24 protein-coding genes are annotated in these 25,026 nt (G+C 63.4%); 10 read left to right on the top strand and 14 right to left on the bottom strand.

The window, feature by feature from the left end:
- Positions 1–5: 5 nt before the first annotated feature.
- The 7 genes from F3H96_RS01770 to F3H96_RS01740 form a co-directional block, all read right to left on the bottom strand.
- Positions 6–449, bottom strand: a complete 444-nt coding sequence (locus F3H96_RS01770) for a hypothetical protein (RefSeq protein ID WP_149790209.1) — start codon at positions 447–449, stop codon at positions 6–8.
- Positions 450–460: 11 nt separating this feature from the next.
- On the bottom strand, positions 461–1,909 hold the full coding sequence (locus F3H96_RS01765) for a GMC family oxidoreductase (RefSeq protein ID WP_149790208.1): 1,449 nt from the start codon (positions 1,907–1,909) through the stop codon (positions 461–463).
- A gap of 93 nt (positions 1,910–2,002) precedes the next feature.
- Positions 2,003–3,334 carry a UDP-glucose/GDP-mannose dehydrogenase family protein gene (locus F3H96_RS01760; protein ID WP_149790207.1) on the bottom strand — a complete coding sequence of 444 codons (1,332 nt, stop codon included), beginning with the start codon at positions 3,332–3,334 and terminating at the stop codon, positions 2,003–2,005.
- Between the two features lie 171 nt (positions 3,335–3,505).
- Positions 3,506–4,345 carry a family 16 glycosylhydrolase gene (locus tag F3H96_RS01755; RefSeq protein WP_149790645.1) on the bottom strand — a complete coding sequence of 280 codons (840 nt, stop codon included), beginning with the start codon at positions 4,343–4,345 and terminating at the stop codon, positions 3,506–3,508.
- Between the two features lie 252 nt (positions 4,346–4,597).
- On the bottom strand, positions 4,598–4,990 hold the full coding sequence (locus F3H96_RS01750) for a hypothetical protein (protein WP_149790206.1): 393 nt from the start codon (positions 4,988–4,990) through the stop codon (positions 4,598–4,600).
- Positions 4,991–5,046: 56 nt separating this feature from the next.
- Complete coding sequence (locus F3H96_RS01745; RefSeq protein ID WP_149790205.1) at positions 5,047–6,114, bottom strand: glycosyltransferase family 2 protein; 1,068 nt, start codon at positions 6,112–6,114, stop codon at positions 5,047–5,049.
- Between the two features lie 8 nt (positions 6,115–6,122).
- Positions 6,123–7,337, bottom strand: a complete 1,215-nt coding sequence (locus tag F3H96_RS01740) for a nucleotidyltransferase family protein (RefSeq protein WP_149790204.1) — start codon at positions 7,335–7,337, stop codon at positions 6,123–6,125.
- 501 nt (positions 7,338–7,838) lie between these two features.
- On the opposite strand from F3H96_RS01740, the gene F3H96_RS01735 reads away from it, so the two are divergent.
- The 6 genes from F3H96_RS01735 to F3H96_RS01710 all read left to right on the top strand — a co-directional run bounded on the left by F3H96_RS01735 (position 7,839) and on the right by F3H96_RS01710 (position 13,629).
- Positions 7,839–7,991, top strand: coding sequence for a lasso peptide (locus F3H96_RS01735; RefSeq protein ID WP_149790203.1), 153 nt, complete (start codon positions 7,839–7,841; stop codon positions 7,989–7,991).
- 152 nt (positions 7,992–8,143) lie between these two features.
- On the top strand, positions 8,144–8,443 hold the full coding sequence (locus tag F3H96_RS01730; protein WP_149790202.1) for a PqqD family protein: 300 nt from the start codon (positions 8,144–8,146) through the stop codon (positions 8,441–8,443).
- Positions 8,427–8,843, top strand: coding sequence for a lasso peptide biosynthesis B2 protein (locus tag F3H96_RS01725; protein ID WP_244619874.1), 417 nt, complete (start codon positions 8,427–8,429; stop codon positions 8,841–8,843). Before F3H96_RS01730 ends, F3H96_RS01725 begins: the two co-directional genes overlap by 17 nt.
- 3 nt (positions 8,844–8,846) lie before the next feature.
- On the top strand, positions 8,847–10,760 hold the full coding sequence (locus tag F3H96_RS01720; RefSeq protein WP_149790201.1) for a lasso peptide isopeptide bond-forming cyclase: 1,914 nt from the start codon (positions 8,847–8,849) through the stop codon (positions 10,758–10,760).
- Complete coding sequence (locus tag F3H96_RS01715) at positions 10,757–11,734, top strand: serine kinase (protein ID WP_210248144.1); 978 nt, start codon at positions 10,757–10,759, stop codon at positions 11,732–11,734. Before F3H96_RS01720 ends, F3H96_RS01715 begins: the two co-directional genes overlap by 4 nt.
- Before the next feature lie 8 nt (positions 11,735–11,742).
- The gene (locus F3H96_RS01710; protein WP_149790200.1) at positions 11,743–13,629 is read left to right on the top strand and encodes an ABC transporter ATP-binding protein; all 1,887 of its coding nucleotides are present in this window, start codon (positions 11,743–11,745) and stop codon (positions 13,627–13,629) included.
- Here the strand turns inward: F3H96_RS01710 and F3H96_RS01705 are convergent.
- Positions 13,603–13,875, bottom strand: coding sequence for an exopolysaccharide production repressor exox (locus F3H96_RS01705; RefSeq protein ID WP_149790199.1), 273 nt, complete (start codon positions 13,873–13,875; stop codon positions 13,603–13,605). The two genes, F3H96_RS01710 and F3H96_RS01705, sit on opposite strands and share 27 nt — an antisense overlap.
- 607 nt (positions 13,876–14,482) lie before the next feature.
- On the opposite strand from F3H96_RS01705, the gene F3H96_RS01700 reads away from it, so the two are divergent.
- The 4 genes from F3H96_RS01700 (at position 14,483) to F3H96_RS01685 (ending at position 19,169) form a co-directional block, all read left to right on the top strand.
- Positions 14,483–15,160 (top strand): sugar transferase, encoded by a 678-nt coding sequence (locus F3H96_RS01700; protein ID WP_149790198.1) that lies wholly within the window; start codon positions 14,483–14,485, stop codon positions 15,158–15,160.
- Between the two features lie 131 nt (positions 15,161–15,291).
- Complete coding sequence (locus tag F3H96_RS01695; protein WP_149790197.1) at positions 15,292–16,527, top strand: polysaccharide biosynthesis/export family protein; 1,236 nt, start codon at positions 15,292–15,294, stop codon at positions 16,525–16,527.
- 117 nt (positions 16,528–16,644) lie between these two features.
- Positions 16,645–17,736: an acyltransferase gene (locus F3H96_RS01690; RefSeq protein ID WP_149790196.1), complete on the top strand. Its 1,092-nt coding sequence runs from the start codon at positions 16,645–16,647 to the stop codon at positions 17,734–17,736.
- 149 nt (positions 17,737–17,885) lie between these two features.
- Entirely contained in the window at positions 17,886–19,169 is a 1,284-nt protein-coding gene (locus F3H96_RS01685) for an O-antigen ligase (RefSeq protein ID WP_149790195.1), read from the top strand.
- Between the two features lie 106 nt (positions 19,170–19,275).
- Here F3H96_RS01685 and F3H96_RS01680 read toward each other — a convergent pair whose 3' ends face one another.
- The 6 genes from F3H96_RS01680 to F3H96_RS01655 all read right to left on the bottom strand — a co-directional run bounded on the left by F3H96_RS01680 (position 19,276) and on the right by F3H96_RS01655 (position 24,835).
- Positions 19,276–19,857 (bottom strand): DUF1349 domain-containing protein, encoded by a 582-nt coding sequence (locus F3H96_RS01680; RefSeq protein ID WP_149790194.1) that lies wholly within the window; start codon positions 19,855–19,857, stop codon positions 19,276–19,278.
- 20 nt (positions 19,858–19,877) lie between these two features.
- A complete protein-coding gene (locus F3H96_RS01675; RefSeq protein WP_149790193.1) occupies positions 19,878–21,317 on the bottom strand; it encodes an aldehyde dehydrogenase family protein in 1,440 nt (479 codons plus the stop codon).
- Positions 21,318–21,436: 119 nt separating this feature from the next.
- Positions 21,437–21,922, bottom strand: coding sequence for a hypothetical protein (locus F3H96_RS01670; RefSeq protein WP_149790192.1), 486 nt, complete (start codon positions 21,920–21,922; stop codon positions 21,437–21,439).
- 70 nt (positions 21,923–21,992) lie between these two features.
- Complete coding sequence (ugpC, locus tag F3H96_RS01665; protein WP_149790191.1) at positions 21,993–23,060, bottom strand: sn-glycerol-3-phosphate ABC transporter ATP-binding protein UgpC; 1,068 nt, start codon at positions 23,058–23,060, stop codon at positions 21,993–21,995.
- 3 nt (positions 23,061–23,063) lie between these two features.
- Entirely contained in the window at positions 23,064–23,912 is an 849-nt protein-coding gene (locus F3H96_RS01660) for a carbohydrate ABC transporter permease (protein WP_149790190.1), read from the bottom strand.
- Positions 23,912–24,835 carry a sugar ABC transporter permease gene (locus tag F3H96_RS01655; RefSeq protein WP_149790189.1) on the bottom strand — a complete coding sequence of 308 codons (924 nt, stop codon included), beginning with the start codon at positions 24,833–24,835 and terminating at the stop codon, positions 23,912–23,914. Before F3H96_RS01655 ends, F3H96_RS01660 begins: the two co-directional genes overlap by 1 nt.
- Positions 24,836–25,026: the final 191 nt, after the last annotated feature.

The following is a 25,026-nucleotide window of genomic DNA, read 5'->3' as shown; positions in this document are numbered from 1 at the left end:
ATGCTTCATGCATCCTGCAGCTCCAAATTGGCGAAGGGATTGGTGCATGGATGCCAGCCGGTGAAGCGGATCGGATCGTTGGGCGAGCTGCGCCAGGCATAATCGGTCAGCATGTGGAACTCGGCGATGACCCAGCGGTCGAAATGGCGCAGGTCGCGCCGCTTGTCCTGGGGCAGCAGCTCGCGCGCCTTGCCGAGCTTGACGGTTTCCGCCAGCGTCACCACGTCCCCCACCTTGTCGCTGGGGAATATCCAGGGATTGCGGTTCTGGAATTCGAGCACGAATTGCTGCAGGTGCTCGATGCGCATGTTGAGGGGACCGAAATATTTTTCCAGCGTGACGCGAACCAGGTCCTCATCCGAGAAGGACGAGACGGCCGCGGCCGCGATGCCGGTGGAGGCAACCCCGCCGGCGACGATGGCCAGTGCTGTGCGGCGCGTGATCTTCATCGGCCCCTCCCTCACGCCGTCAGCCGGCGCGCCGCCCGCAGGGACAGGGCGGCCGCCGTCAGGCTTGGATTGGCGCAGGAACAGCTCGGATAAGTGCTGGTGCCGACGACGACAAGGTTCCTGAGCTGGTGGTGGATCATGTCACGGTCGACCACGGAATCGGCCGGGCCGGTGCCCATGCGCAGGGTGCCCTGCACGTGCGATTCGGTCGGCCTGATGCCGCGATCGAAGATCTCTTCGACCGGCAGCGGCTTGAGTAGCTCCGGCAGCCTTTCGAGCGCTTTCGCCATGCCTTTGGTCGCGTAGTCCGACGCGCCCTTGAAAGTGACGAAGGCGTTCTCGTCCTTGTCGAGGATGACGCGGTTTTCCGGATCGAGCAGGTTCTCGGTGACGATGACCAGCGGCAGCACCTGCCGCAGCCTCCCCTTCTCGGCGCGCATGCCGTGCTGCCAGCGGTTCTCGAAATAGACGAGCGCCGCCGCATGCTCGGCCCGGTGCGGCCCGTCATAGAGGCCGAAATTCAGGCCGGTGGTGATCGTGCTGCCGTCGAAATTGTCGACGCCGCCGAGATAGGCCTCGTAGTTCCAGCCGTAGGATTCGTGCAGGCCGAGCCCGACGAACTCGCCGCCAAGTCCAGAGCGCAGCATGATCGCCGGGCTCTGGATGGCGTTGGCGCCGAGGATGAAGAGGTCGCCGCTGACCGAATATTCCTTGTCGTTCTGCACGAACACGACGGAGCGCACCGCGCCGCCGACATGATCGAACCGGCGCACCTCGGCCCCGAGGCAGACCGAGACATCCGGATGCTGGAAGACATGCATCAAACCGTTGTTGACGGTGAACTTTGCGTCGGCGGGACACAGCCAGCAGCGCAAGTTGGCGCAGCACGAGGCGCGCTGCGAGGTCGCCACGCGCGCCCGGGCGGTCGGCATGACGAAGTGCTGATCCGGCTGCGCGGCCTTCATCATCCGGTCGGGCGTCGACATGCGATGCGGCGGCTGCGGAAAAGGCCGCGAGCGCGGCAGCATACGAGCCATGTCGGGGTCGCCCGAGATCGACATGATCTCCTCGGCATCGCCGTAGAACGTCTCGAGCTCGTCATAGCCGATCGGCCAGTCATTGCCGACGCCATAGGTGCTCTTCAGCTTGAAGTCGTTGGGATGGAAGCGCGGCGTCTGCGCGAACCAGCAATTGGTGCCGCCGCCAAGACCGATCGTATAGTTCCACGGCTTGTCGGCATTGTCGGTCTCATAGGTGCTTTCGTCGTCGATGTCGGTGTTGGCGTTCTGGCTGAGCTGCCACTCATGCGTGTTGTGGCGGCCCCATTCGAGCACCAGGACGCGAGCTTTGCGCCGCTGCAGGAATTCGTGCAGGAAGAAGGACGAACCGAAACCGGATCCGATGACGACGAGATCGAAATGCTCGTTGGCGATTTGTTGGGGCCGAACGTCGAGCACCATCAGATCGAACCCTCTTCCTCTACGCGCATAGTCATTGTCGGCCCCGTTGTCGGTCGCGGCGACGGCAGTTCTTCTCGAGAAAATCGGCCGTCGTCACCCCGCCATCCTGCCGATCGAGAAATATTCGATGCCGTAGCGCGCGATCACCTTCGGATCGTAGAGGTTGCGACCGTCGAAGATGACCGGCGTGCTCAGCGCATCCTTGAGCGCATCGAAAGAAGGCGCGCGGAAGCTCTTCCATTCGGTGCAGATCAGAAGCGACTCGGCACCGCGCAGGGCTGCCTCCTTGGTGCCGCAGAGCAGCAGGTCTTCGCGCAGGCCGTAAATGGCCTGGCACTCCTGCATCGCCTCGGGATCGTAGGCCTGCACCTTGGCGCCGGCCGCCCATAGCGCTTCCATCAGCGTGCGCGACGGCGCCTCGCGCATGTCGTCGGTGTTGGGCTTGAAGGCGAGCCCCCAGACGGCGAAGGTCTTGCCCTTGAGCGCGCCCTTGAAATAGTGGCTGACCTTGTCGAACAGGATCGACTTCTGGGCGTTGTTGCGCTCCTCGACGGCGCGCAGCAACTTGGCGTCGAACTTGATGCTTTCCGCGGTTTTGATCAGGGCGCGCACGTCCTTGGGGAAGCACGATCCGCCATAACCAAGGCCGGGATAGATGAAGTGATAGCCGATGCGCGGATCGCTGCCGATGCCCTTGCGCACTTCCTCGATGTCGGCGCCCAATTGCTCGGCGAGATTGGCCATCTCGTTCATGAAGCTGATCTTGGTCGCCAGCATGCAGTTGGCGGCGTATTTGGTGAATTCGGCGCTGCGCACGTCCATCACGATCATCTTCTCGTGGTTGCGGTTGAACGGCGCGTAGAGCTCGCGCATCACCATCTCGGTGTCCTCGCTGGACGTGCCGACGATGATGCGGTCCGGCTTCATGCAATCGGCGACCGCCGAGCCCTCCTTGAGGAACTCGGGATTTGAGGCGACGTCGAAGCGCAGATCCTCGCGACCGCGCGCCTTCAACGTCTCGGCGATCCTGGCCTTGATCTTCTCGCAGGTGCCGACCGGCACAGTCGACTTGCCGACCACGATCTTCGGCGCGTCCATCTCGCGGCCGATGGCTTCGGCGACGGCGAGCACGTATTTCAGGTCGGCGGAGCCGTCCTCGTCGGGCGGCGTGCCGACCGCGATCATCTGGATCTGGCCATGCTTGACCGCCGCGGCCGCGTCGGTGGTGAAACGGATGCGCCCTGCCGCATGGTTTTCCCGGACGAGGCTTTCCAGGCCGGGCTCGAAAATCGGGATCAAGCCCTGGTTGAGCCGCTCCACCTTCTTCTCGTCGATATCGACGCAAACCACCTCGTGGCCGACCTCGGCAAGCACAGCGGCCTGGACGAGACCGACATAGCCAATCCCAAACACGGTCAAATTCATTCGGTCTGTTCCTGTCAAAGGCCGGGCCACAAAAGTGGCCCGGCCGGTTCAGATGTCCCCCAGGCAACCCCGGGTATTCGTTAGAGCATGATCTTATCCGAACCGCGGGTCAGCGAGGCAAGAACCGGCACCCACTTTTCGCTGACGGAAGCTTCGCTTCGGGATCATCCTCTAGTTGCTGTTACTTATGCTGCATGCCAGCGATTCCGGGAACTGGCATGGCTGGCCCAAAGCGGTGAAAGCGACGCGCTTGACTTCCATGGTCACCTTGCTGCCGGGGTCGACGAAGGCGCCCATCCAGTTGGTCAGCTTGTCGCTACCCCAGAGGCTGAAAAAGATTTTCTGCGAATGCGTCGGCAGTTCGTCAGGGTTGGTCACTTCATGGACGAGCTTGCCGTTGATGTACCAACGCAGCCGGTCCTTCTCCCAGACGAAGCCATAGTCGTTGAAACCCTTGTCGGCGCCGCCCTCGACGTCGACCAGCTTGCCGTTCTTCGGCTTGCCCTGGATGTAGCTGTTGACCTGCACTTTCGACGGGTCCTTGGTAAGGACCTCGAAGTCGACCTCGTCCCAGGGCTGTTTGTCCTGCGGGCCGATATAGGAGAAGAAGGCGGCGTTGAGGCCGGAGCCGGTACCGGTCTTCATGCGCGCCTCGTAGACGCCGTAGCCGTAGCGTTGCTTGGTCTGGATCTCGGCGCAGGCGAACTCGCGGTCCTTCAGCTTGCGTTTTTCAAAGCCGAGCGAAAGCACGCCATCGGAAAGCCGGACAAGATCTTTCGACCAGGTGCAGTTTTGATGGGCGCCATTGGTCCAACCGTCCGAGACGAACCAGCGGGAACGGTCGAAATTCGAGAAATTGTCGACGAATGACGGCGCGCTTTGGATTTCTTGTTGCACCCCTTGCGCGTGCGCCGGGTGCAAGCTCGCCGCAACAGTTGCCGCGATCGCAAGCAGGGCGCCGATGACGCCGAGCCGCGGGCCGGCCAATCCGTTCCATGGCACCTGCGACATCGCGCAAGCCGCCACGGTGGAGGTGTTGTTCGGATCTACATTCATAACAAACTCACCTTGTGTTGTCCGCCCAACCCAAAGTCATCCTCGGTTCGCATGAGCGAGCCGCCTGTGATCTTCCGCCCTTTGAACTCCTCTAATGTCTCGTACCGATGACGGCCCCTTCAGGCGCCGTCAGCCTCTAGAGCGTTTCACGGAAACGCGAACCGCTCCATCTCCTCGTTTCGACGCAATTCCGGACGGAAAAACGTTTCACAGTTTTCCTGGAATTGCCCTTGCTGCGGACTGCGAAGCAGACCGATCGGCACCATCCTCGACAATCGCGTCGAGCGAATGACGCAGTTCCTTCATCAGACCTTTCTGGCGCGCGAGCTCGGAAATGCGCCGCTCGCAATTCAGAATAGAGTTGGTCATGGCGCTGACATCCGATCCCTTGCTGGTCGATGCCGAACCATTCTCCATCGCCTCGACGAGAAAGGCCGCGTTGGCAGCCGTCGACTTGTAACGACCCTCCAGTCCGGCTTTCTCCGCCTCGATCTCGGCCGCGATCTGGTCGAACAGCTTCGCCAGCCGGTCGAAACGCTGGAGATCGGTCTGCCGGTCGCGAACCGGATCCCTGGATCTGAAGCCAAAAATCGAAGCCATCCTATCGGCCTTTCGAAATTGCTGCATTGCAACATAGACTGCCATTCCCGCAGCGACTAGGCAACATCATTGTTTTCGAATGCGGATTTTTTGAGGGTCGGCGGCTTTCGGGATGATGGGGAATCACTCGTTCTTGCCGCCATCAGGAAGCGCATCGGCGGCATTTGCTGCTCTGCAGCAATCCCGGTGCGGCGGAACAGCGCGTCGAGTTTGTCCGTGGCGACACCGCGCACGATCGGGATCAGGTTCGACTGGCTGGCGAAGGCGTAAGCCGCGGCCGAAGCCAGGCCACGCTCGGCTTTCACGTCGAGGAAATTGCGCAGCCGGTATTTGTCGCGGACATGGCGCTCGTGGCGCCGCAACGCAGCCTTGGAGCGCTCCGGAAGGTTGTCGAGCTGAAGCAGCGCCAGATCGGCATCGGCAAGGCGCTTCAGATCCTGCGTCCTGTGGCGACCGCTGAGCGAATCGGCGCGCACGATCGCGCCATAGCCGCAGGACTTGATGACCTTGAACCGCGCCCCGCAGGCGACGGCGCGCGCGTAGAGCTCGTAATCTTCGCCAAGGCGCAGGTTTTCATCGTAAGTCAGCCCGTGCCGATCGAGGAAAGCCCGGCTGATCACCGGCTTGAGGAAACCGAGCTCGCCGCGCCGGACGCGGCGGCGCGAGATGTTGCCGTCGATGAACCGCTCAAAATCGAGAAATTCCGGGTCGGCCGCGAAGGGCGGCGCGGCGACCTTGTCGAGGTCGGTCGCGGCATCATCGCGAATGAGCATGATGTTGTCGGCGGCGAAATCCCAGTCGGTGCTTGCGAAAAGCCGGCGAAAGCGGCCTTCGAGAAAGAAATCGTCGGCGTCGAGAATGCTGATGAAGGGCGCCCTGGAGGCGTGGATGGCGAGGTTGCGGGCGGAAGAAGGACCGCGATTGACGTCGAGGCGGATGACGGCAAGCCGGCCGCTGCCGTCATCAGCGGCGCGCGCCGCGTCCCGGGTGTTGTCGGTGGAGGCGTCGTCGACCACGACTACTTCGGCGACCTCGGCTTCGCGCAGCGCCGAAGCGATGGCGACGGGAATCGTCGCCGCCGCATTGCGCGCCGCGATGATGACGCAGACCCCGCGGCCCGTCATGGGCGTCGTCACTGGCATGGCTCACCTTTCGTTTGCATGAGTGGCAGCCCCGCCACGATTTTGATTGTCTCGCGCCGCCCCGGCTCGACAAGCACCGGCCGCTCGAAGATGCGCCGGCTGAGGTCGGCGGAGGCGGCCCAGCCGGCCTCGGCCAGGTAACGGACAGGCTCTCGGCCGCAGAGTTCCCACAACACAAGCCGACGTTGCGGCCAGCGCAGCGAGGCAAGCCATGGCGCCATCACCATGTGGAAGAGATCGGCATTGTCGATGCGCGCCAGAATGCGGGTGGCACGATCTGAAAGCAGCGTGCCGGCGGCGCCAAGCAGCACATCGGCCGCGCGCAGGCCGAGGAGCAACGTGTCCGCCAAACCCTGCTCGGCGGCGTGATCGAGCACCGTTTGCTGCTCGGCTTCGCTCAGGCGGCTGGCGCTGGCCCTGACGTCGCAGACATAGCCGGCGCAAGGCTCACGGTTGAAGAAGGCCTTGGCGACGCTGATCGAGGACAAGAGCAGGGTGTCGGCCGCCGAGATGACGGGCATCGCGGCGCCGGCCACTTCGACTTCGCGCTTGCGGCGCAGGAAGCCGTCGGTGTCGCGCGGGCTCGGCGAACCGGGCTGCTGCAGCCGGTGGTGGAGGTCGACCGTCGACGCCCGCGCGCCATCTTCGCGAACCATGTGCTGCTCGCCGAGGAAGCGCACCCACCAGATCGAACGGGATTTGCCGGCAACCTCGTAGCCGATCGCGCGCAACGCCTCGCGGGCTTGGCCGAAGCGGGCCGGCGAAACCAGGATGTCGACATCGCCGGACGGCTTCATGAAGTGGTCGCCATAGAGCCGATGCTGCTGGAGCGGGCCCTTGAGGAAGACGAAATCGATCCCTCTGTCGCGCAGCACGCGATCGATGGCCATCGAATCGCCAATGCAGGCGGCATTCATCGACATGGTGCGCCGGCGGTAGCCGTCGAGCCAGCCGAGCAACCCCGGAGGCGCCGCGCCGGACGGCGCACGCATCAGCGCCTTGAGCAGGAAGACGGCGACCTTGTTCAGCCTGGCGATGTCGGCGACATTGGCCGCCGAGATCGTCGGCGCGGGCATATCGGCCGGTCTTGCGATGGTGTCGGCGCCCGGCGCGAAAAACAGCCTCAGGCAGGCCTGGACGTAGGCGACCTCGTCGCCGCAGCCGGCGGCACGCAGCCTTTCATAGGAGCCATCCTGGACCGCCATGCCCGATGTCGTTCTCCGCAAAATGCCGCCCGACCGGTTTATACCGCAACTGCGAAGAAAAGCATCGGAAAAATTGACGCGATCGCCCAAGACTCGGCTGGAGCCATTTGATCGTTGCAACCGCAGCGTTCAGAATTGCCCGTGCCCAATCACTTTTGAAGACAACCCTGGAGATACTCCGGCGTGAGGCGAAAAATGGCGGTTTCTTGCAGCAATTTCTTCGCATAAGCGAGATGGGTTTTTCACCCAAAAAATTATCGCAAATAAATCAGATGCTTATCTGATCGGCAAAGACCTGCGGTTGAATTCCAGGATGGTTGAGGTTTACGATGGCGGCGCTCAAGGCTTGATCACCAACGAAGGCCAGCGCAACCAAGAATTGATTAACGGTTGGTAAATCTGGCTTGACTCATGCATGTTGCCATGCAGCAATTGCATTGCAGCATAGTTATGTGCTGGCGGCGTTCTGCAGCCGCTTCCAGTCCTTAATTGGAGAGTACAATGGAACAGAAAGTTGTAAAGCATGAGTATGAGACCCCCAGCCTGACGGTTCACGGTTCGATTGAAACCATCACGCAGGGCGGTGCTGGCACGACGGCGCTCGACGCGAGCTTTCCCGCTCATACGCCGGTCGGCGAGCTGACTTTCTCCTGACCTTACGGGCATCCGGGTGTCTAAGTTGGGGCTCCGGATGCGCTCCAACAGGTGAGCCGGGGGACGACGTCCCCCGGTTTCCTGCCGAGGATCGATGGCAACCGATCCGCGGCGGTGGCGCCAGGGCGGCGGGCCGCAAACGAGGTTTTAGCATGTACTGGAACCCTTCGGACGATGACCGCGTGGTCGCGAGCAGCGAGGCAGTGGCCTGTGAATTCGGCGCCGGACTGGCGTTGCTCCACCTCAAATCCAATGTCTATTACAGCCTGAACAGCGTCGGCGCCTTCATCTGGGAGCAGATCCAGCAGCCGCGATCGATCCGCGATATCCGCGGCGCGGTGCTTGCGCGCTACGATGTCGATGCCGAGCGCTGCAAGGCCGATGTCGAGGGCCTGCTGAGGGGACTGACCGAAGCAGGGCTTGCGAGGCTGCACAGTGAGGAACTGGTCTAGGCTCCGCTCGCTGAGCGGCCGGGAGATGCTGTTTCTGGCGCGCTGCCTGACGGTGGTGAGCGTTGTACGGCTAGCGCTGACGGTTTCCTCCTACAACCGCATCCGCGACCTGGTCACGCGACTGGACGCCAGCCGCGACGCCAGCATCGCCGAGCTGCGTCGGGTCGCCTGGGGTGTTGCCGCCGCGGCGCGGCTCGTGCCGGGCGCCAGCTGCCTCACCCAGGCGCTCGCCGGACAATATCTGCTGGCGCGCCAGGGCAGCGCCTCGAAAATCAGCATCGGTGTCGAGCGAGGGACGGGCAGCGAGCTCAAGGCGCACGCCTGGCTGATGAGCGGCAACCACATCGTGCTCGGTGGCTCACTCAACGGATTCACTCATCTGGTCGACCATGGCTCGTGACCGATGAGCGGCGTTGCCGGAATTGTGCTCATTGACAATGGCCGGCCCGCCGCGGCGGGCGATATCCAACAGATGCTTTCGCGCATGCGCCACCGCGGCCGCGACGGCAGCTCATGGTGGACGGCAGGCAGCACGGCGCTCGGCCATGCCTGGCTCGACACGACCGGCGAGGACGGCCCAGGCCCGCTGACGATGGCCGGCGGCAAGCTCGCCATCACCGCGGACTGCCGGCTCGACAACCGCGACGAGCTTCTGGCGCGGCTCGGCACGCGCGACCGGTCGCTTGCCGATGCTGCGCTCATCATGCGCGCCTATCTCAAATGGGGCGAAGCCTGCCCGACCTACCTGCAGGGCGATTTCGCTTTCGCGATTTGGGATGGCGAGCGCCAGGCGCTGTTTTGCGCGCGCGACCATTTCGGCGTCAAACCTTTCTACTATCATTCGACCGACCGGCGCTTCGCCTTTGCCTCGGAGATCGGCCCCATCCTGGCGCTGGACGGTGTCGGCAGGCGCCTCAGCGAACACCAGATTTCCGGCTTCCTCGCCGGCTTGCCGGACGATCCGCAGGCTACGCCCTACGCCGAAATCTTCCGCCTGCCGGCGCGGCACAGCATGATTGTCGCGGACCGCCAGATTGTGGTGCGGCGCTACTGGCAGATCGAGCCGTCGCAGCGGTCGCTGCGATCGGACACGGCGGAGGAATTCAGGTATCTGTTTGCGAAGTCGGTGGAGAACCGGATGCGCGGCACCCCGGCCATCGGCGCCATGCTGAGCGGCGGGCTCGATTCATCCTCTATCGCTTGCCTTGCGGGTCAGCGCGCGGCGGCGACGCGCAGCCCAAAGCTCAAGACCTTCTCCCTGGTCTTCGACAAGGGATCGTCGATGGACGAGAAGCCGTTCATCGATGCGGTGCTCGACGACAATCCGCTCGACGCCACCCTGATTGCCGTCGGCAATTACGCGCCCTTCGCCGAGTTCGAGCGCATTCTGGAGGAACAGGAGGGCACGTTCCTGGCGCCCGGCCTGTCACTGACCCGCGACCTTTACCGGACAGCGGGCGCAAAGGGCGTCAGAGTGCTTCTCGACGGGCACGGCGGCGACGAGGTCGTTTCGCAAGGCCATGGGCACCTCCACGAACTCGCCAATGCCGGCAGGTGGCTCGAGCTGTGGCGCGAATTGCGCAGCGCCGCCAACACCTATGGCGAGGGTATGTTCTCCCTCTATTTCAAGTTCCTGACCATTTATGGACCGGCCTGGCGGATCGCCAGGATGCGGGCGATGGCCAAACGCATTGCCGGCAAGGTGCGGCACAGGCCGTCGCAGGCTCCGCGCGCTGCCTGGACGGGCCTCGTCAATCCGGATCTTGCCAGGCGCACCGATCTCGCCGAGCGTTTTCATCGCAGCGGCCACATGCCAAGCGCCGTCAGCGCCAGCGAAGCGCTGACGCATCGCTGGCTTCTGTCCGCCGGGCTGGTGCCGCACGCTTTCGAAGTGCTCGACAAGGCCGCCGCCAATTTCGGCGTCGAACCCCGCTATCCGTTCTGGGACAAGCCGCTCGTCGAATTCTGCCTGTCGCTGCCCGGCGAGGAAAAGCTGAGGGACGGCTTTGGCCGCCATGTGCTGCGCCGGGCCATGCAAGGCGTCCTGCCGCCGGCGGTGCAGTGGCGCCGCGACAAGATCGATTTCACCGCCAACCTGGTCAACGGCATGCTCGCCAACCACCGCGAGCTTCTGGACAGGCTGCTGATATCGGACAGCGAGCGGATCGCCCCTTACGTCAACCTGGCTGAAGTGAACGCGGTCTATCAGCGCATGCTGCGCCAGCCCGAACAGGCGACGCTGCCCGAGGTCCAGCATGTATGGCGCTCGGTTTCGCTGTCGCTGTGGCTGCGGCAAGTCGAAGGAAGCCCTGCATGAATCTTCCGATCGCTTCCCTTGCGCGGCCCGAACCCGCCACCGACACGATGATGACTGGCAAGCGCGCCCGCCATTTCTACAAGGCCTATGGGCTGGTCGTCAGCTCGGAAGTGGCGTTGCCGGAACTGGAACCGACGGCACCGGCGAGGCCGGACCTGGAGATCGCGGTCGGGCCGATCGACTTTCCCGACGCTGCGTCACGGGGCGCCACCGCCTTCCGATTCGAGCCGACCCGCCAGTGTCTTTCATGGCAGGCTGTCGGCACCTTCATGATCAGCGGCGCCAACCGGATCGATGTCGATCCGGCGCCTGGGGTCTGCGATCCGCTGCTCGCCTTTCCGCTGCTCGGGCCGGTGATGGCGCTCGCCCTGCATCAGCGCGGGCTGCTCGTCCTGCATGCCAGCGCGGTTGCCGTCGGCGGCAAGAGCGTGATCTTCATGGGCGACAAGGGCGCCGGCAAGTCGACGACGGCGGGCGCGATGATCCGCGCCGGCCATCGGCTGCTCACCGACGATGTCGTGGCGCTGGATTTTTGCGATCCGAACCGACCAATGATCCTGCCTGGATTCCCGCAACTCAAGCTCGCGGCGGATGCGGCCGGCGCCATTCGCCTCGAGCAGGCGCAGGTGCGGCCGCAGGTGCATCCGCAAATCGACAAGGCGCAGCATCGGCTGCACAAAGGATTTGCCGCCGAGGCGGTGCCGGTATCGCGCATCTACATGCTCGAGCGCGGCGAGAGGGCGGCGATCTCGCCGCTGACCTGTGCCGCCGCCTTGCCGGCGATCATCAGATTCTCCTACATCACACGGTTCGGCCGGCAGGCGCTGCCGGGCGAATTTGCCTCCGCCCACCTGCGTCAGTGCGCGCAGATCGCGGGGCGGATCGGCGTCAGCCGCCTCGACGTGCCGGCCGGGCTTGCCCGGATCGACGAAGCGGTCGCCGCGATCGAAACCGACCTGGCGTCCGGGAGGTGAGCCGGGACATGGGCTCCAAGTTCCGCCTGTCGCTGTTGCACGATGTCGCTGGCTTCGGCGCCATGATGGCGCATGTCGGCGGCCGGCGCACGGCGACGGCGCTCACCTTCCTGATACTGGGCAGCCTGACGGAGGGCATCTCGATCCTGCTGCTCGTTCCGTTGCTGCGCCTGATCGGCAAGGCCGATCAGGACTACGCGGTGCGGGTGCCGGAGGCGTTGCAATGGCTGGTGCCCGGCGGGGCGCTGTCGCTTGCGACGGTGCTTTGCCTGCTTGTCGCGCTGGTGGCGCTGCAAGCGATGTTCAACCGCTTCAAGTCGGTCTACATGGCGCGGCTGCTCTATGATTTCGTCAACCGCGTGCGCATGAACCTGTTCGAGAGCATCGGCCAGGCGCGCTGGGGGGTTTTCACCCGCATCCGCAGCTCCGACCTCGACCACGCGCTGAACGGTGACGTCGACCGCGTGCAGGTGGCAGCCTTCTCGCTGCTGATGCTCACCCAGGCCACCCTGCTCCTGACCGGCTACCTGGTGGTCTCGCTATTCATCTCGCCAGTGATGACGTCCTTCGCCATCCTGATCGGGCTGGTGCTGCTGGTTGCGCTGCAGCCGTTCAGGGCGCGCGCCAGCGCCTATGGCCGCGCGCTGACCGGCAATCGCCAGGACCAGTATCGCACGGTCTCCGAATTCCTCGGCGGCATAAAGGTGGCCAAGAGCCTCAATGTCGAGGCGGGCTATTTTTCCGAGCTTGGCGCGGCGCTGGACAGGATGAAGGCCGACAACATCGCCTTTGTCCGCAACAGCTCGCTCGGCACCGCCCTGTTCCAGGTGGCGAGCGTGATCGGGCTCAGCCTGTTCATCTATATCGCGCTGGTGCGCTTCCACCTGTCGCTGGCCGAGATCGTCGTGCTGCTGCTGGTGTTCATGCGGGTCGCGCCGCGCTTCATGGACATGCAGCTTCAGACCCAACAGGTGCTGATCAACCTGCCGGCCTATGCTTCGATGCAAGGCCTGCAGGCCCGCTTCGACGCCGAGCGCGAGGCGGCGCCCGGCATGGCCGAACAAGGCGCAAAGCTGTCGCTCGATACCGGCCTCAACATTCGCGACGTCTCGTTCGCCTATGGCGAGGGCGATGGGAGACCGGTGGTCAGCGACATCACCTTCGGCCTGCCGGCCGGCAAGGTGACGGCGCTGATCGGCCCTTCCGGTTCCGGCAAGAGCACGATCGCCGACATGCTGCTCGGCCTGCTCGAACCGACCGGCGGTCGGATCCTGGCCGACGGCGTGGAGATCACGGCACAAAATCGCAGGGCCTGGCGCGATCAGGTCGCCTATGTGCCGCAGGATGTGTTCCTGCTGCACGACACGATCGCCGCCAATCTGCGCCTTGCCGCGCCTGAGGCCGGCGACGACGAGCTATGGGCGGCCCTGCACAATGCCCATGCGGCGGATTTTGTCGAGCGGATGGCATTGCGGCTCGAGACTGTGGTGGGCGACCGCGGCGTCAGGCTTTCCGGCGGCGAGCGGCAGCGCATCGCTTTGGCGCGGGCGCTGTTGCGCAAGCCGTCGCTGCTGATCCTCGACGAGGCGACGAGCGCGCTCGACTGGCAGAATCAGTCGTCGATCGCCCAATCGATCGAGGCGCTGCGTGGCCAGATGACGATTTTGACCATCGCTCACCGACCATCGATGATCGCCTTTGCCGACTGGGTCGTGGCCATCGAGAACGGACGCATCGTCGAAGTCGGACAATATCAGCGGCTGAAGGCAAAGGCCGGCAGCCGCCTTGCCAAGATGCTGTCGGGCGAGCAGGCCGAGCGCGAACCCGCGCCGCCGGCCGAGGCCGCGCTGGTCCCTCAGATCGAACGATCAGTTGAGGCTGCGTCTGGCGCTTAGCTTTTCGCCTTCGGCGACTTTATTCAGGATTGTGCCGCGGTCGGCGTCGCGAACCTTTTCGGCCGATGTCGGCGTGGTTCTGCCGATCATGGCAAAGACCAGAAGGAAATAGCCCGCCTGGATGATGACGGCACAGACGACGGCACGGAGCAGGATCGTGCCCGCCGATGCACCATCGAAATACGACCAGCCGATAACGATCGCCAGCGCGAACATCATTCCGACGATGAATTTTGGCAGAGACATGTTCGCCCGCCTCTCAACCGAGACGAACATGCAGAAGCTGCGATCTACCCACCCGCGTAACTCCCCGTTGCGCCAAAGAGCTCTTTATGGCTGCCCAATCCGGCCGGTTGCTTCCGGCCTTCCTTACCCATGCAGACTATGACAGGAACAATTTGCGACTCTATTAAGGCGCGCCGGCTGGAGCAAGGCCCCGCAGGTATGGTTTCCAACGAATTTACGAGATCGACTCTGCCATGCTGCGACGCACACTCCGGCTCGGCCAGCTATTCGATGGGGCGCATGCAGCCTCAGTAAAACCTGCGACTTTGATTAGTATTTTACCCGAACAACTTACCTTTGCGAGTGCTTCCGAGCGCATGCAACCGCGCTTCTTCTGCAGCAAAGAATGCACTGTCCAAAAATGGCCCAAAATCTGGACTACATTTTCCTGGTTTTCCCTCACCTTGTCATAAACGTGCCACAAAGGTGAAAATTTGGGCAGGGCAGGTTTATTATTTGGTCAATTCATGACGTGCACATTTCATCGCGATGGGAAATTGTGTGTTGCGCTGCAGCATTTTTTTGATATCTTGCCGTAAACCATCCGTTCAACGTATGGAGCTTCTGCATGAGGGACGTCGCCAAGTCGGCTAATGCGGGTTTTGCGCAGGTCGGCGTTGATTTTCCACCCCCCATCGGCGGTCTGCTCAAACGCAGTTTCGATATCGTGGGTTCCCTGGCCGGGCTGGTTCTGCTCAGCCCGCTGTTCCTGATGATCGCCCTGCTGGTCAAGTTGTCGGACAACGGTCCGATTTTCTATGGCCATAAGCGGATCGGCCGCGGCGGCAGGATTTTCTCCTGCCTCAAATTCCGCACCATGGTGCCGGATGGCGAGCGCGTGCTTGCCGCCCATCTGGCGGCCAATCCTGAGGCCAACGCCGAATGGATCGCGACGCGCAAGCTGAAGAACGATCCGCGCGTCACCCGCGTCGGCCAGGTGCTTCGCAAGCTCAGCCTCGACGAGCTGCCGCAAATCCTCAACATCCTGCAGGGCGACATGAGCCTCGTCGGCCCGCGCCCGGTCGTGCGCGATGAGCTGGAGATCTATGGCAGCGCCGCGGTCTATTACCTGAAGTCGCGCCCGGGTCTCACCGGGCTGTGGCAGGTCAGCGGCCGCAACGACGTATCCTATGACACGCGCGTCGCCTTCGACCGCCACTATGTCGAGAACTGGTCGTTGTTCGAGGACATACGCATCATCTTCAAGACGGTTCCTGCCGTGTGGATGTCGCGCGGCAGCTATTGACCAACGGGCCGGCCCTATCGAATTCGGGGCAGGCATCCGGCAGTGATCTCATCGGGCGGATGGGGCCAAAGCGGATCGGAAACGTTCATTTGACAAAAGACCTATTCGGACTGTCTTTCGCCTGCAGTCTCATGCCCAGGACAGCCGCCCGCTTCGCGGGCGCGTTGCTCGTCGGAGCGTCGCTAGCCATGCCGCAGCTCGCTGCCGCCGGCGACTATCTCCTTGGCCCACAGGACAAGCTCAACATCCGCGTCGCCGAATGGCAGACGGTCGACGGCACGTTCCGCGACTGGTCGGCTATCAATGGCGAGTATTCGGTCGGCCCGGCAGGGACGCTGTCGGTGCCGTTCGTCGGCGACATGCAGGCAGCCGGCAAAACGACAGCGGAGATTGCTTCGGCGATCGGGCTGGCCCTGCAACGCAAACTGGCGCTGCCGGACAAGCCGGAAGCCTCGGTCGAGATGGCGCAGTTCCGGCCGTTCTACATTTCAGGCGAGGTCCAGAACCCCGGCCAGTTTCCCTTCGTCCCCGACCTGACCGTGCTCAAGGCAATCAGCATCGCCGGTGGCATGCGGCGCAATGCCGACTACGGTCCTCAGGTCGGCAAGGATCTGGTGACCGCCAAGGGCAGCTACGACATCTACGACGACCAGCGCCTGCGGCTGCTGGTCAAGCGGGCCCGCATCGACGCCGACCTGGCCGGGAAAACGACTTTCGAGGTGCCTCAGGAAATTCAGGGCGATTCGAGATTGCCGCCCATCGTCGCCGACGAAACGGCGATCCTGGTCTCGGACCAGAAATCACTGAAGCTGAAGCTCGACGCGCTCGATGACCTGAAAGGCGTCCTGCAGTCGGAAATCGAATCGCTGCAGAAAAAGATCGCCAACCAGCAGAAGCAGGTCGATCTGGCGGTGCAGCAGGCCGACAGCATCGGCCCGCTGGCGCAGAAAGGCCTGATTGCCAATGCACGATTGCTTTCCTCGCAGCAGTCGGTCACCGACCTGCAGGGCAAGATCCTGGACTACGAGACGGCTATCCTCACCGCCAAGCAGTCGATCAGCAAGGCAGAGCAGGACGCCATCGATGCCAGGAACTCGCTGAATTCCGCTCTTACCGCCAGCCGTCAGCAGACCGAGGCGGATCTGAACGAGGCGACTTTGAAGGCCGGCATGCAGAAGGGCCTGATCGCGCAGGCATCAGACCCCGCGACGGCGGCCGGCATCACCGGCGACCAGGAACCGGCATTGCTCTATTCGCTGGTGCGGGTTGCCGACGGCAAGACGAGCGAGATCGAGGCCAAGGAAGACACGCCCGTCCTGCCGGGCGACGTGATCAAGGTGAAGCTGGCGCCGACGGCGAGCCAGTAGCGTCGCCGGTTCGGACTCGCTTCGAGCGAGCCGAGAAACAGAGGCGGGAGGAACAAGCCAGGCTCGTTCGCGCTACCGCGCGGGCGGGCGATCTGTTTGGACCCTTGAAGGCATAACATGCAGCCCGCAGCCCCGCGTCATGTGTATCTGAACCTCGACGCCATCCGCGGCGTGGCGGCAATCAGCGTCATGCTCTACCATTTCTCGCCATTCCTTGCCGATGGCAGGGTGCTGCCGTCGAGCTATCTCGCGGTCGACCTTTTCTTCCTGCTCAGCGGCTTCGTCATCGCGCATGCCTACGACCGCAAGATCGAGAACGGCATGGGCTTCGGCTCCTTCGTGGCCATCCGCCTGATCCGGCTCTATCCGCTCTATCTGGCCGGCACGCTGCTCGGCTTCTTCTACCTGCTGGTCAAGAACGGGCTGATGCCGGCGGAATACATGCCGCTGTCGGAGATCGGCATGCAGCTGACGACCGGCATGCTCTTCATCCCGCTGGTCAGCGACGCCTATCATACGATCTTTCCGCTCAATCCCGCTTCGTGGTCGCTGTTCTTCGAGCTCATTGTCAACATCGCCTATGTCGCCGTCTTCTTCCTGCTGTCGCGGCGCGCGCTGACGGGGATCGTGGCCGTCAGCCTCGTGCTGCTCGTCGCCGCCGCGGTTTTCGCCGGCACGCTCGATTTCGGCATGACCGGCAACACCATCCTCAGCGGGCTGCCACGCGTGTCATTCTCGTTCTTCTTCGGCGTGCTGCTCTGCCGGTCGATGGCGCGCTACCAGGGCAGCCTCGGCTTCCTGCGGCGCGGCTACTGGGTCGAAGGCGCGATCCTGCTCACGCTTGCCGTCTTCGCCATTGCCCCGGCGGGCGGCGCGCGCGTTCTCTACGACCTTGCCGCAATCGTCATCGTCTTCCCGATCATGGTAATGACCGGCGCGGTTGCGCCGACCGCGCCGCTTCTGTCCGGCTTCTATGGCTGGCTCGGGCGAATTTCCTACCCGATCTACATCATCCACACGCCGATGCTGATGATCATCGCCGGTGCCGGCAAGGCCGTCTCGATCGATCCGTTCGCGCACCATCCCTGGTTCGGCATCGTGATGGCGGGCGTGGTCATCGTCATAGCCGACATCGCCACACGCATCTATGACGAGCCGGTGCGGCGCTTCCTGCAGCGGCAGATGCAGCGCGCGCGGGCCGTGGCTTAGTGCGGTTCATCGCCTTCGTAGCGCGCGACAACATTTCCGGTTGAGCCGCCGACGCCAGGGCGGTAGGTTATGCTGCAACGCACAATGACAAGTGGTCGTGCGTCAAGGCTTGACCGGACAGAGAAGGGCCCAACGGGCAAAAATCCGGTATGAAGATTCCGAAATCCATTCTGATCGATCCCGACCGCAACGAGACCTACGGCGCCTTCGCCGTCGCGGTTTCCATGGTCGCCTTCGCCTATTCGCCCAATTTCGGCCAGATCCTGATCCTTGCCTATTACGCAGTCTGGCTGCCGCTGCTGTTCGTTGATTACCGGCGTTTCACCTGGAAACTCTCAAGCGCCTGGCTGCCCATTCTGCTTGCGGCCTATGTCTGTTTCTCGGTCTTCTGGTCCCAGGCGGCGGGCATAAGCGCGCGCGCGGCGGTGCAATATTCCTCGCATATCGTCTGCGCCTATGTCGCGGCGCGCACCATCAACACGCGCACGCTGGTGGTCGGCTCGCTGATCGGTATCTTCATCGTCCTGCTCTATTCACTGCAAGTCGGCGGTTATGCACTCGACACGCTCGACGGCACGGTCAATTTCGTCGGCGCCTTCGGTTCCAAGAACCAGATCGGCTTCTTCTCTTCGCTCGGCATCTTTTTCTGCCTTGCGTTCGTGGTTTTCTACCGGCGCAACTGGCTGGGCTTTGTCTGGACCACGCCGATCCTGCTGTTGTCATCGTACATGCTTGCCATCGCCCATTCGGCAACGTCGGTGGCCTCGCTGCCGGCCGTGATCGGCATCGTGGCGCTGCTCTCCATGACCAAGGTGCTGTCGCGGCGCTATCGTCGCGTGCTGTTCATAGTCGGCGCCGGTGCGCTGGTGACCGGCGTGGCCGCAGCGCTCAACCTCGGCCTGTTGGATCTCGTGCTCGGCATCTTCGGCAAGGATTCGACGCTCACCGGCCGCACCTATCTCTGGGAGCAGGGCTGGGAGGCGGCGCAGCAACATCCGCTGCTCGGCTATGGCTATGCCGCCTATTGGGTGCAGGGCTTCGCCGATCCGGAGCGGCTGTGGGCGGAATTCTACATCTCGACCCGCTCCGGCTTCCACTTCCACAATACCTATGTCGAGACGCTGGTCGAGATCGGCTTCATCGGCGTCACCTTGCTGGCGCTGGTCATCCTGCGCGCTTTCTACGGCCATGTCTCGAAAGTGGTGTTCGGCGACTGGAGCGCCGATTCGGTGGTGCTAGCCGGCGCGATCGGGCTGATGCTGATCCGCTCCTTCTTCGAGGTCGAGATGCTCGGCCCCTACTTCATGGCCTCGTTCATCGTCTATTACGGCTTGTTCAAGCTGAACCCGCTGCCGGCTTTCCGGCGCCGGCGAATGGCCATTGCCGCCGAGGACGAGCGGCCTGCCAGTGGCCGTATGCCGGCCGCGGTCTGATGCCGCTGAGGAATTGCCTCACAATAGAGCATGATGCCGAACCCGGGGTTTGACGCTTTCGGGCGCCGCGACCGGGTCCGCAAAAGAGCTCGCCTTTTACCGAAGCTCAGTCGTGCAGGTCCCGCGAAATCGCCGGCCCGATCGTGAAGTCGGAAAATGTCACCTCAAAACCCTCACGCTGCGGCGAACAGCACATCATGCCGATATCGACAGTTTTCGAGATTGGCAAATAGGCCAGCCGCACCGGCTTCCAGTGGCCATCCGCAGCATCCAGATATTGGACGCGGATCGCCTCGGCGTGGCGGGTCAGGCGGATCCTGACGCCATCCTTGCCGGCCGCAATGCTGACCAGCGACCAGTCGGAGGTGTCGTTGGTGACGACGACGGAGAAGTAAGCCAGCCCGTCGGTGTACTCGATGCCGGCCTTGATCCAGTGCGTCTCGGCGAGGCGCAGCATCAGCCCCGCCTGATCGTAGAGTACCTTGTAGTCACCCTTGACGGTGACCTCGGCGGTGAAGTCACCCTCGACGGAACGGTAGAGGAAATGGCCGTTGTCGCGCCAGAAGCCATAGAAGGTCTCGCGCCAGAAGTCGGTTTCCTGGGCCGTTCGGACGATGAGCGTGCCATTGCCGAACGTGTGGTGCGGCGGCGGGTTAAGCCACGCCATGTCGGCCATGCCTGGCGTCATCGGCCCCTCCCCCACTTTGCCTAGCCGGCGAACGTATAGGCGGTTTTCACCGTCGTATAGAACTCCATCGCGTAGCGGCCCTGCTCGCGCGGACCGTAGCTCGACCCCTTCCGGCCGCCGAACGGCACGTGGAAATCGACGCCTGCCGTCGGCAGGTTGACCATAACCATGCCGGCTTCGGAATTGCGCTTGAAATAGGTCGCGTGCTTCAGGCTGGTGGTGCAGATGCCGGAGGTGAGGCCGAATGGCGTGTCGTTGGCGACGGCCAAGGCCTCGTCATAGTCCTTGACGCGGATGACGTTGGCGACCGGGCCGAAGATTTCCTCGCGCGAGATGCGCATCGCGTTGGTCGAGCCGACGAACAGCGCCGGCTGCAGATAGAAACCAGGCGCCTCGCGCTCCAGCCGCTCGCCGCCGAAGGCGAGCTCGGCGCCTTCCTGGCGGCCGATGGCGATGTAGTCCTCGTCCTGCTTGAGCTGGGTCTGGTCGACGACCGGGCCGATCTGGGTCTTGGCATCCAGCGCATCGCCGACGACGAGCTTGTTCAGGCGCTCCTTGACGGCGTCGACGAAGCGATCGTGGATGCCTTCGGTGACGATCAGGCGCGAAGACGCGGTGCAGCGCTGTCCGGTCGAGAAATAGGCGCCGTTGACCGCGCAATCGACAGCGACGGCCAGATCAGCGTCATCGAGCACGACGAGCGGATTCTTGCCGCCCATCTCAAGCTGGAACTTGCGCATGTGTTCGACGCTCGCCGCGGCGACGCGCTTGCCCGTGCCGACCGAGCCGGTGAAGGAGATGGCGTTGACATCGGGGCTGTCGAGCATCGCCTGGCCGACCACCGATCCCTTGCCCATGACGAGGTTGAGCACGCCCTTGGGCAGGCCGGCGCGATGCAGGATGTCGACGATGGTCCAGGCGCTTTCGGGCACCAGCTCGGCCGGCTTGAAGACGATGGTGTTGCCGTAAGCCAGCGCCGGGGCGATCTTCCAGGCGGGAATGGCGATCGGGAAATTCCACGGCGTGATGATGCCGACGACGCCGACGCCCTCGCGGGTCATCTCGACGCCGACGCCAGGCCGCACGCTCGGCACCATCTCGCCCGAGAGGCGCAGCGTCTCGCCGGCGAAGAAATCGAAGAGCTGCGCCGCACGGATGGTTTCGCCGACACCCTCGGCCAGCGTCTTGCCCTCCTCGCGGGCCAGCGACCGGCCGATCTCGTCCTTGCGGGCCATGATCTCGTCGGAGGTTTTCTTCAACACGGCGTGGCGGGCGAGAGGCCCGGAGCGGGACCAGGCGGGGAAAGCCGCCTTGGCGGCCGCAATGGCCTGTTTTGCTTCCTCGGGACCGGCCGACGCATATTCGCCGACGACATCGTTGGTGTTCGACGGGTTGATGTTGCGCGAGCCGGCTTCGCCAAGCCACTCGCCGTCGATCAGGTTCTTACGCAGCACAGTCATGTTGTTTCCTTGAGTTTTTTGCTTGTCACAGCCATCGGCCGGTCAATTGTCAGACAAATGATATAGTCATTGTCCGGTATGAGGTCTACCCGCGATCTTAAACCTAGGGCCAGTTCCCGTCAGGTCGAGAACGACCAGAACAGGCAGGCGAGCGTGACCGCGCCGAAGACAACGAAGAACAGGCTTCTGAGCAGGATATTGCGGCGAAGCTCGTTCATGGTGAGGTGCGCCGCAACGATCGCAGCGACGAACAGAAAGCGCCAGTTGAAAAGCGCCCAGAGCACCTCATGCTGGCCGAAGGCCCATCTGGCAAGCAGCGAGCCGACGATGGTCGCGAAGAGCACGACCGTCGCCCAGAAGATCGCGTCGGCGGCATGGGTCAGCACTATGCCGGCGGCGCGGATGGGCAGGATCATCATCAGCATCGCGCCGAAGAAATAGATGGCGGCAATGGCCAGGAAGGAGCCGGCGTCGGCAATGCCGTCGAGACGCTTCACGCCGAACGCGCCATAGGGATAGCCATGCCTCGCCACGGACAACGACAGCGCCATCAGCAAGGCGCCGAAAACCGTGATCAGTGCGAATGTGCCGAGGGCCTTGCTCATGCCTTTTCCTGCCGAGACGAATCAACAGGAAGGATTTTAGCTTAGGGCCAGCGGCGCCGCACCGGCAGGCTTATCCGATCCTATCCCCACGCTTCGGATCGAAAAGATGCAGCGCGGCCGGATCGGCGCCGAGCCGGATCCTGTCGCCGGGCTTCACATCGCTGCGGCCCATGACGAAGACGCAGATCTGCTGATTGGCCAGCCTGACATAGAACTGCGTCGACAGGCCGAGCGGCTCGACCACCTCGACCTCCGCCTTCAGCGCGCCATCGTCGACCAGCTTGATATGCTCGGGCCTCAGCCCGATGGTGAGCTCGTCGCCATCGCTCAGCGGCAGACCATCCGGCAGCCGCAGCTTCTGGCCGTCGGCGAGCACGGCATCCGCCTTGCCGCCCTTGGCGACTTTCGCGGGCAAAAAGTTCATCCCCGGCGAGCCGATGAAACCGGCGACGAAAGTGTTGGCGGGCCGGTCGTAGAGCTCGAGCGGATGACCGACCTGCTGGACGTAACCGTCATGCATGACGACGATGCGGTCGGCCATGGTCATGGCCTCGACCTGATCATGCGTGACATAGACCGAGGTGGTCTTGAGCTGCTGGTGCAGTGCCTTGATCTCGGCGCGCATATGGACGCGCAACTTGGCGTCGAGGTTCGACAGCGGCTCGTCGAACAGGAAGACTTTCGGGTCGCGCACGATGGCGCGGCCCATGGCGACGCGCTGGCGCTGGCCGCCGGAAAGCTGGCGCGGCAAGCGGCCGAGATAGCTGTCGAGGCCGAGGCGCTTGGCGGCGGCGCCGACCCTGCCGTCGATGGTCGTCTTCTCGGCCTTCTTCAGCAGCAGGCTGAAGCCCATGTTCGAGGCGACGTCCATATGCGGGTAAAGCGCGTAGGACTGGAACACCATGGCGATGTCGCGGTCCTTGGGCGCGACGTCGTTGACCAGCCGCTCGCCGATGCGGATCTCGCCGCCGGTGACCTCTTCGAGGCCGGCGATCATGCGCAGCAGCGTGGACTTGCCGCAGCCGGAGGGGCCGACCAGGACGACGAACTCGCCGTCGGCGATCTCGAGATCGACGCCGTGCAGGATGCGCAGCGAGCCATAGTCCTTCTCGATGTGTTGCAGCGTGACGGAAGCCATCTTTTATCCTTTGACCGCGCCGGCGGTGAGGCCGGTGACGAGATAACGTTGCAGGAAGGCGAAGAAGATGCAGACCGGGATCAGCGCCAGGATCGAGGCGGCCATCATCTGCCCCCAGTCGACGGCGAACTTGCCGATATAGGTGAGCAGGCCGACGGCAAAGGTCTTCTGCTCGTCGCTGGAGATCAGCATCAGCGCGAACAAAAGCTCGCTCCAGGCGGCGGTGAAGACGAAGCCAAGCGTGGCGCCCATGCCGGGCAGGGTCAGCGGCACGATCACCCGGCGCATGGCCTGGGCGCGCGTGCAGCCGTCGATCATGGCCGCCTCCTCCAGGTCCTTCGGGATGCCGTCGAAGAAGGACTGCATCAGGAAAGTGGCGAAGGCGGTGTTGAAGGCGGTGTAGATGATGATCAGGCCGGTCAGGCTGTTGGTCAGGCCGAGATCGCCCATGATGCGGTAGATCGGCGGGATGACCATGACCAGCGGGAAGGTCTGGGTGAGAAGCAACAGGATCGCCAGCGTCGCCTTGCCGCGGAAGGTGAAGCGCGACATGGCGTAGCCGGCGAGCGTGGCAATGACGGTGACCAGCGCCGCCGTCGACACCGAGACGATGACGCTGTTGAGGAAGTAGCGCGGGAAGTCGGAGGCTTCGAGCACGGTGATGAAGTTCTGAAAGGTCGTCTGCGACGGCCAGAAGGTGATGCCCTCGGAATAGAGCAGCCGCTCGGGCGTCACCGAGATCTTGAGCGTCCAGAAGATCGGGAACAGCGCGAAGATCACATAGGCGGCGATGGCCGCGTAAAGGCCGACGCCGCCGGCAATGCGCGATGAGGTTGAGCGACCGGCGATCATCAGACGTGCCTCACAAGCGTGCGGCGGATGGCAATCAGCCCGATGGCATAGGCGATCAGCAGCACCAGGAGCAGCACCGCCACCGCCGAGGCGTAGCCCTTATCCAGCGACTTGAAGGCGCTGACATAGATATAGACCGGCACCGTGCTGGTCGAGCCGGCCGGCCCGCCCTCGGTCATGACGAAGATCAGGTCGGCGAAGGTGGCGATCCAGATGGTGCGCAGCATGACGGTGATGACGATGGTCGGCGCCAGGAACGGCAGCGTCACCTTGGTGAAGCGCTGCCAGGGCGAAGCCCCGTCGATGGCCGCCGCTTCATGCAATTCGGAAGGGATCGATTTCAACGCGGCCAGCAGCGTGATGGCGAAGAACGGGATGCCGAACCAGATGTTGGCGACGATCGGGCCCCACATGGCCGTAGCGGGATCTGACAGCACATTGGTGGGTTCGGCCTTCAGGCCAAGCGCGAAGAGCCAGTGCGGTAGCGGCCCGATGATCGGGTTGAACAGCCAGGCCCAGGTGAGGCCAGAGAGGAAAGACGGTACCGCCCAGGGCAGGAATACCACCGCCTGCACGATCTTGCGGCCGTAGAAAGGTTTGTCGAGCAGCAGCGCGAGACCCAGTCCGAGAAAGAACTGGAAGAACAGGCTGGCGACCGTCCACCAGAGCGTGTTGATCAGCGCCTGGCCTAGCACCTGGTCGGAGACCATCGCCTGATACTGGGCAAGACCGACATACTGCGACTTGAAGGCCGAGAATTTGCGGAAGGAATAGCTGATGCCGATGATCAGCGGCACCAGAAGCACTACGACCAGCAGAACGATAGAAGGCGAAAGATAGAGCCAGGGCTCGATCGCTGCCTTGCTCAGCGGCTTCTTGCGCGGCCGGACGGCGGATCGGATTTCGGACACTGCGTAGGTCATAAGTTTTGGCTCTACGGTGAAGGTTGGGTGCTGGCGTAAGTGACAGCGTCCTTCTCCCCGTCGCTATACGGGGAGAAGATGCCGGTTCACCCTCCGTAGCAGCGGCGCAGTTGCTGCGAAGGAGGGCAGGCAGATGAGGGGCGGCGCGAACCTCGAAATGCTGGCGCTGCCCCTCATCCGGCCCTATCGGG

This window comes from Mesorhizobium sp. NFR06 (assembly GCF_900115245.1).
GTDB lineage: Bacteria > Pseudomonadota > Alphaproteobacteria > Rhizobiales > Rhizobiaceae > Mesorhizobium.
The sequence above is the reverse complement of the archived record's forward strand: the minus strand, read 5'-3'. Positions and strand labels throughout refer to the sequence as shown.

Bases quoted from the DNA above. Each gene is read 5' to 3' on its own strand.
- F3H96_RS01670 (WP_149790192.1), bottom strand. From the start codon at position 21,922: ATGAGCAAGGCCCTCGGCACATTCGCACTGATCACGGTTTTCGGCGCC.
- F3H96_RS01675 (WP_149790193.1), bottom strand. From the start codon at position 21,317: ATGACTGTGCTGCGTAAGAACCTGATCGACGGCGAGTGGCTTGGCGAA.
- ugpC (WP_149790191.1), bottom strand. From the start codon at position 23,060: ATGGCTTCCGTCACGCTGCAACACATCGAGAAGGACTATGGCTCGCTG.
- F3H96_RS01755 (WP_149790645.1), bottom strand. From the start codon at position 4,345: ATGTCGCAGGTGCCATGGAACGGATTGGCCGGCCCGCGGCTCGGCGTC.
- F3H96_RS01765 (WP_149790208.1), bottom strand. From the start codon at position 1,909: ATGGTGCTCGACGTTCGGCCCCAACAAATCGCCAACGAGCATTTCGAT.
- F3H96_RS01680 (WP_149790194.1), bottom strand. From the start codon at position 19,857: ATGACGCCAGGCATGGCCGACATGGCGTGGCTTAACCCGCCGCCGCAC.
- F3H96_RS01735 (WP_149790203.1), top strand. From the start codon at position 7,839: ATGGAACAGAAAGTTGTAAAGCATGAGTATGAGACCCCCAGCCTGACG.
- F3H96_RS01705 (WP_149790199.1), bottom strand. From the start codon at position 13,875: ATGTCTCTGCCAAAATTCATCGTCGGAATGATGTTCGCGCTGGCGATC.
- F3H96_RS01660 (WP_149790190.1), bottom strand. From the start codon at position 23,912: ATGATCGCCGGTCGCTCAACCTCATCGCGCATTGCCGGCGGCGTCGGC.
- F3H96_RS01685 (WP_149790195.1), top strand. From the start codon at position 17,886: ATGAAGATTCCGAAATCCATTCTGATCGATCCCGACCGCAACGAGACC.
- F3H96_RS01740 (WP_149790204.1), bottom strand. From the start codon at position 7,337: ATGGCGGTCCAGGATGGCTCCTATGAAAGGCTGCGTGCCGCCGGCTGC.
- F3H96_RS01770 (WP_149790209.1), bottom strand. From the start codon at position 449: ATGAAGATCACGCGCCGCACAGCACTGGCCATCGTCGCCGGCGGGGTT.
- F3H96_RS01720 (WP_149790201.1), top strand. From the start codon at position 8,847: ATGAGCGGCGTTGCCGGAATTGTGCTCATTGACAATGGCCGGCCCGCC.
- F3H96_RS01730 (WP_149790202.1), top strand. From the start codon at position 8,144: ATGTACTGGAACCCTTCGGACGATGACCGCGTGGTCGCGAGCAGCGAG.
- F3H96_RS01750 (WP_149790206.1), bottom strand. From the start codon at position 4,990: ATGGCTTCGATTTTTGGCTTCAGATCCAGGGATCCGGTTCGCGACCGG.
- F3H96_RS01710 (WP_149790200.1), top strand. From the start codon at position 11,743: ATGGGCTCCAAGTTCCGCCTGTCGCTGTTGCACGATGTCGCTGGCTTC.
- F3H96_RS01655 (WP_149790189.1), bottom strand. From the start codon at position 24,835: ATGACCTACGCAGTGTCCGAAATCCGATCCGCCGTCCGGCCGCGCAAG.
- F3H96_RS01690 (WP_149790196.1), top strand. From the start codon at position 16,645: ATGCAGCCCGCAGCCCCGCGTCATGTGTATCTGAACCTCGACGCCATC.
- F3H96_RS01760 (WP_149790207.1), bottom strand. From the start codon at position 3,334: ATGAATTTGACCGTGTTTGGGATTGGCTATGTCGGTCTCGTCCAGGCC.
- F3H96_RS01700 (WP_149790198.1), top strand. From the start codon at position 14,483: ATGAGGGACGTCGCCAAGTCGGCTAATGCGGGTTTTGCGCAGGTCGGC.
- F3H96_RS01745 (WP_149790205.1), bottom strand. From the start codon at position 6,114: ATGACGGGCCGCGGGGTCTGCGTCATCATCGCGGCGCGCAATGCGGCG.
- F3H96_RS01715 (WP_210248144.1), top strand. From the start codon at position 10,757: ATGAATCTTCCGATCGCTTCCCTTGCGCGGCCCGAACCCGCCACCGAC.
- F3H96_RS01695 (WP_149790197.1), top strand. From the start codon at position 15,292: ATGCCCAGGACAGCCGCCCGCTTCGCGGGCGCGTTGCTCGTCGGAGCG.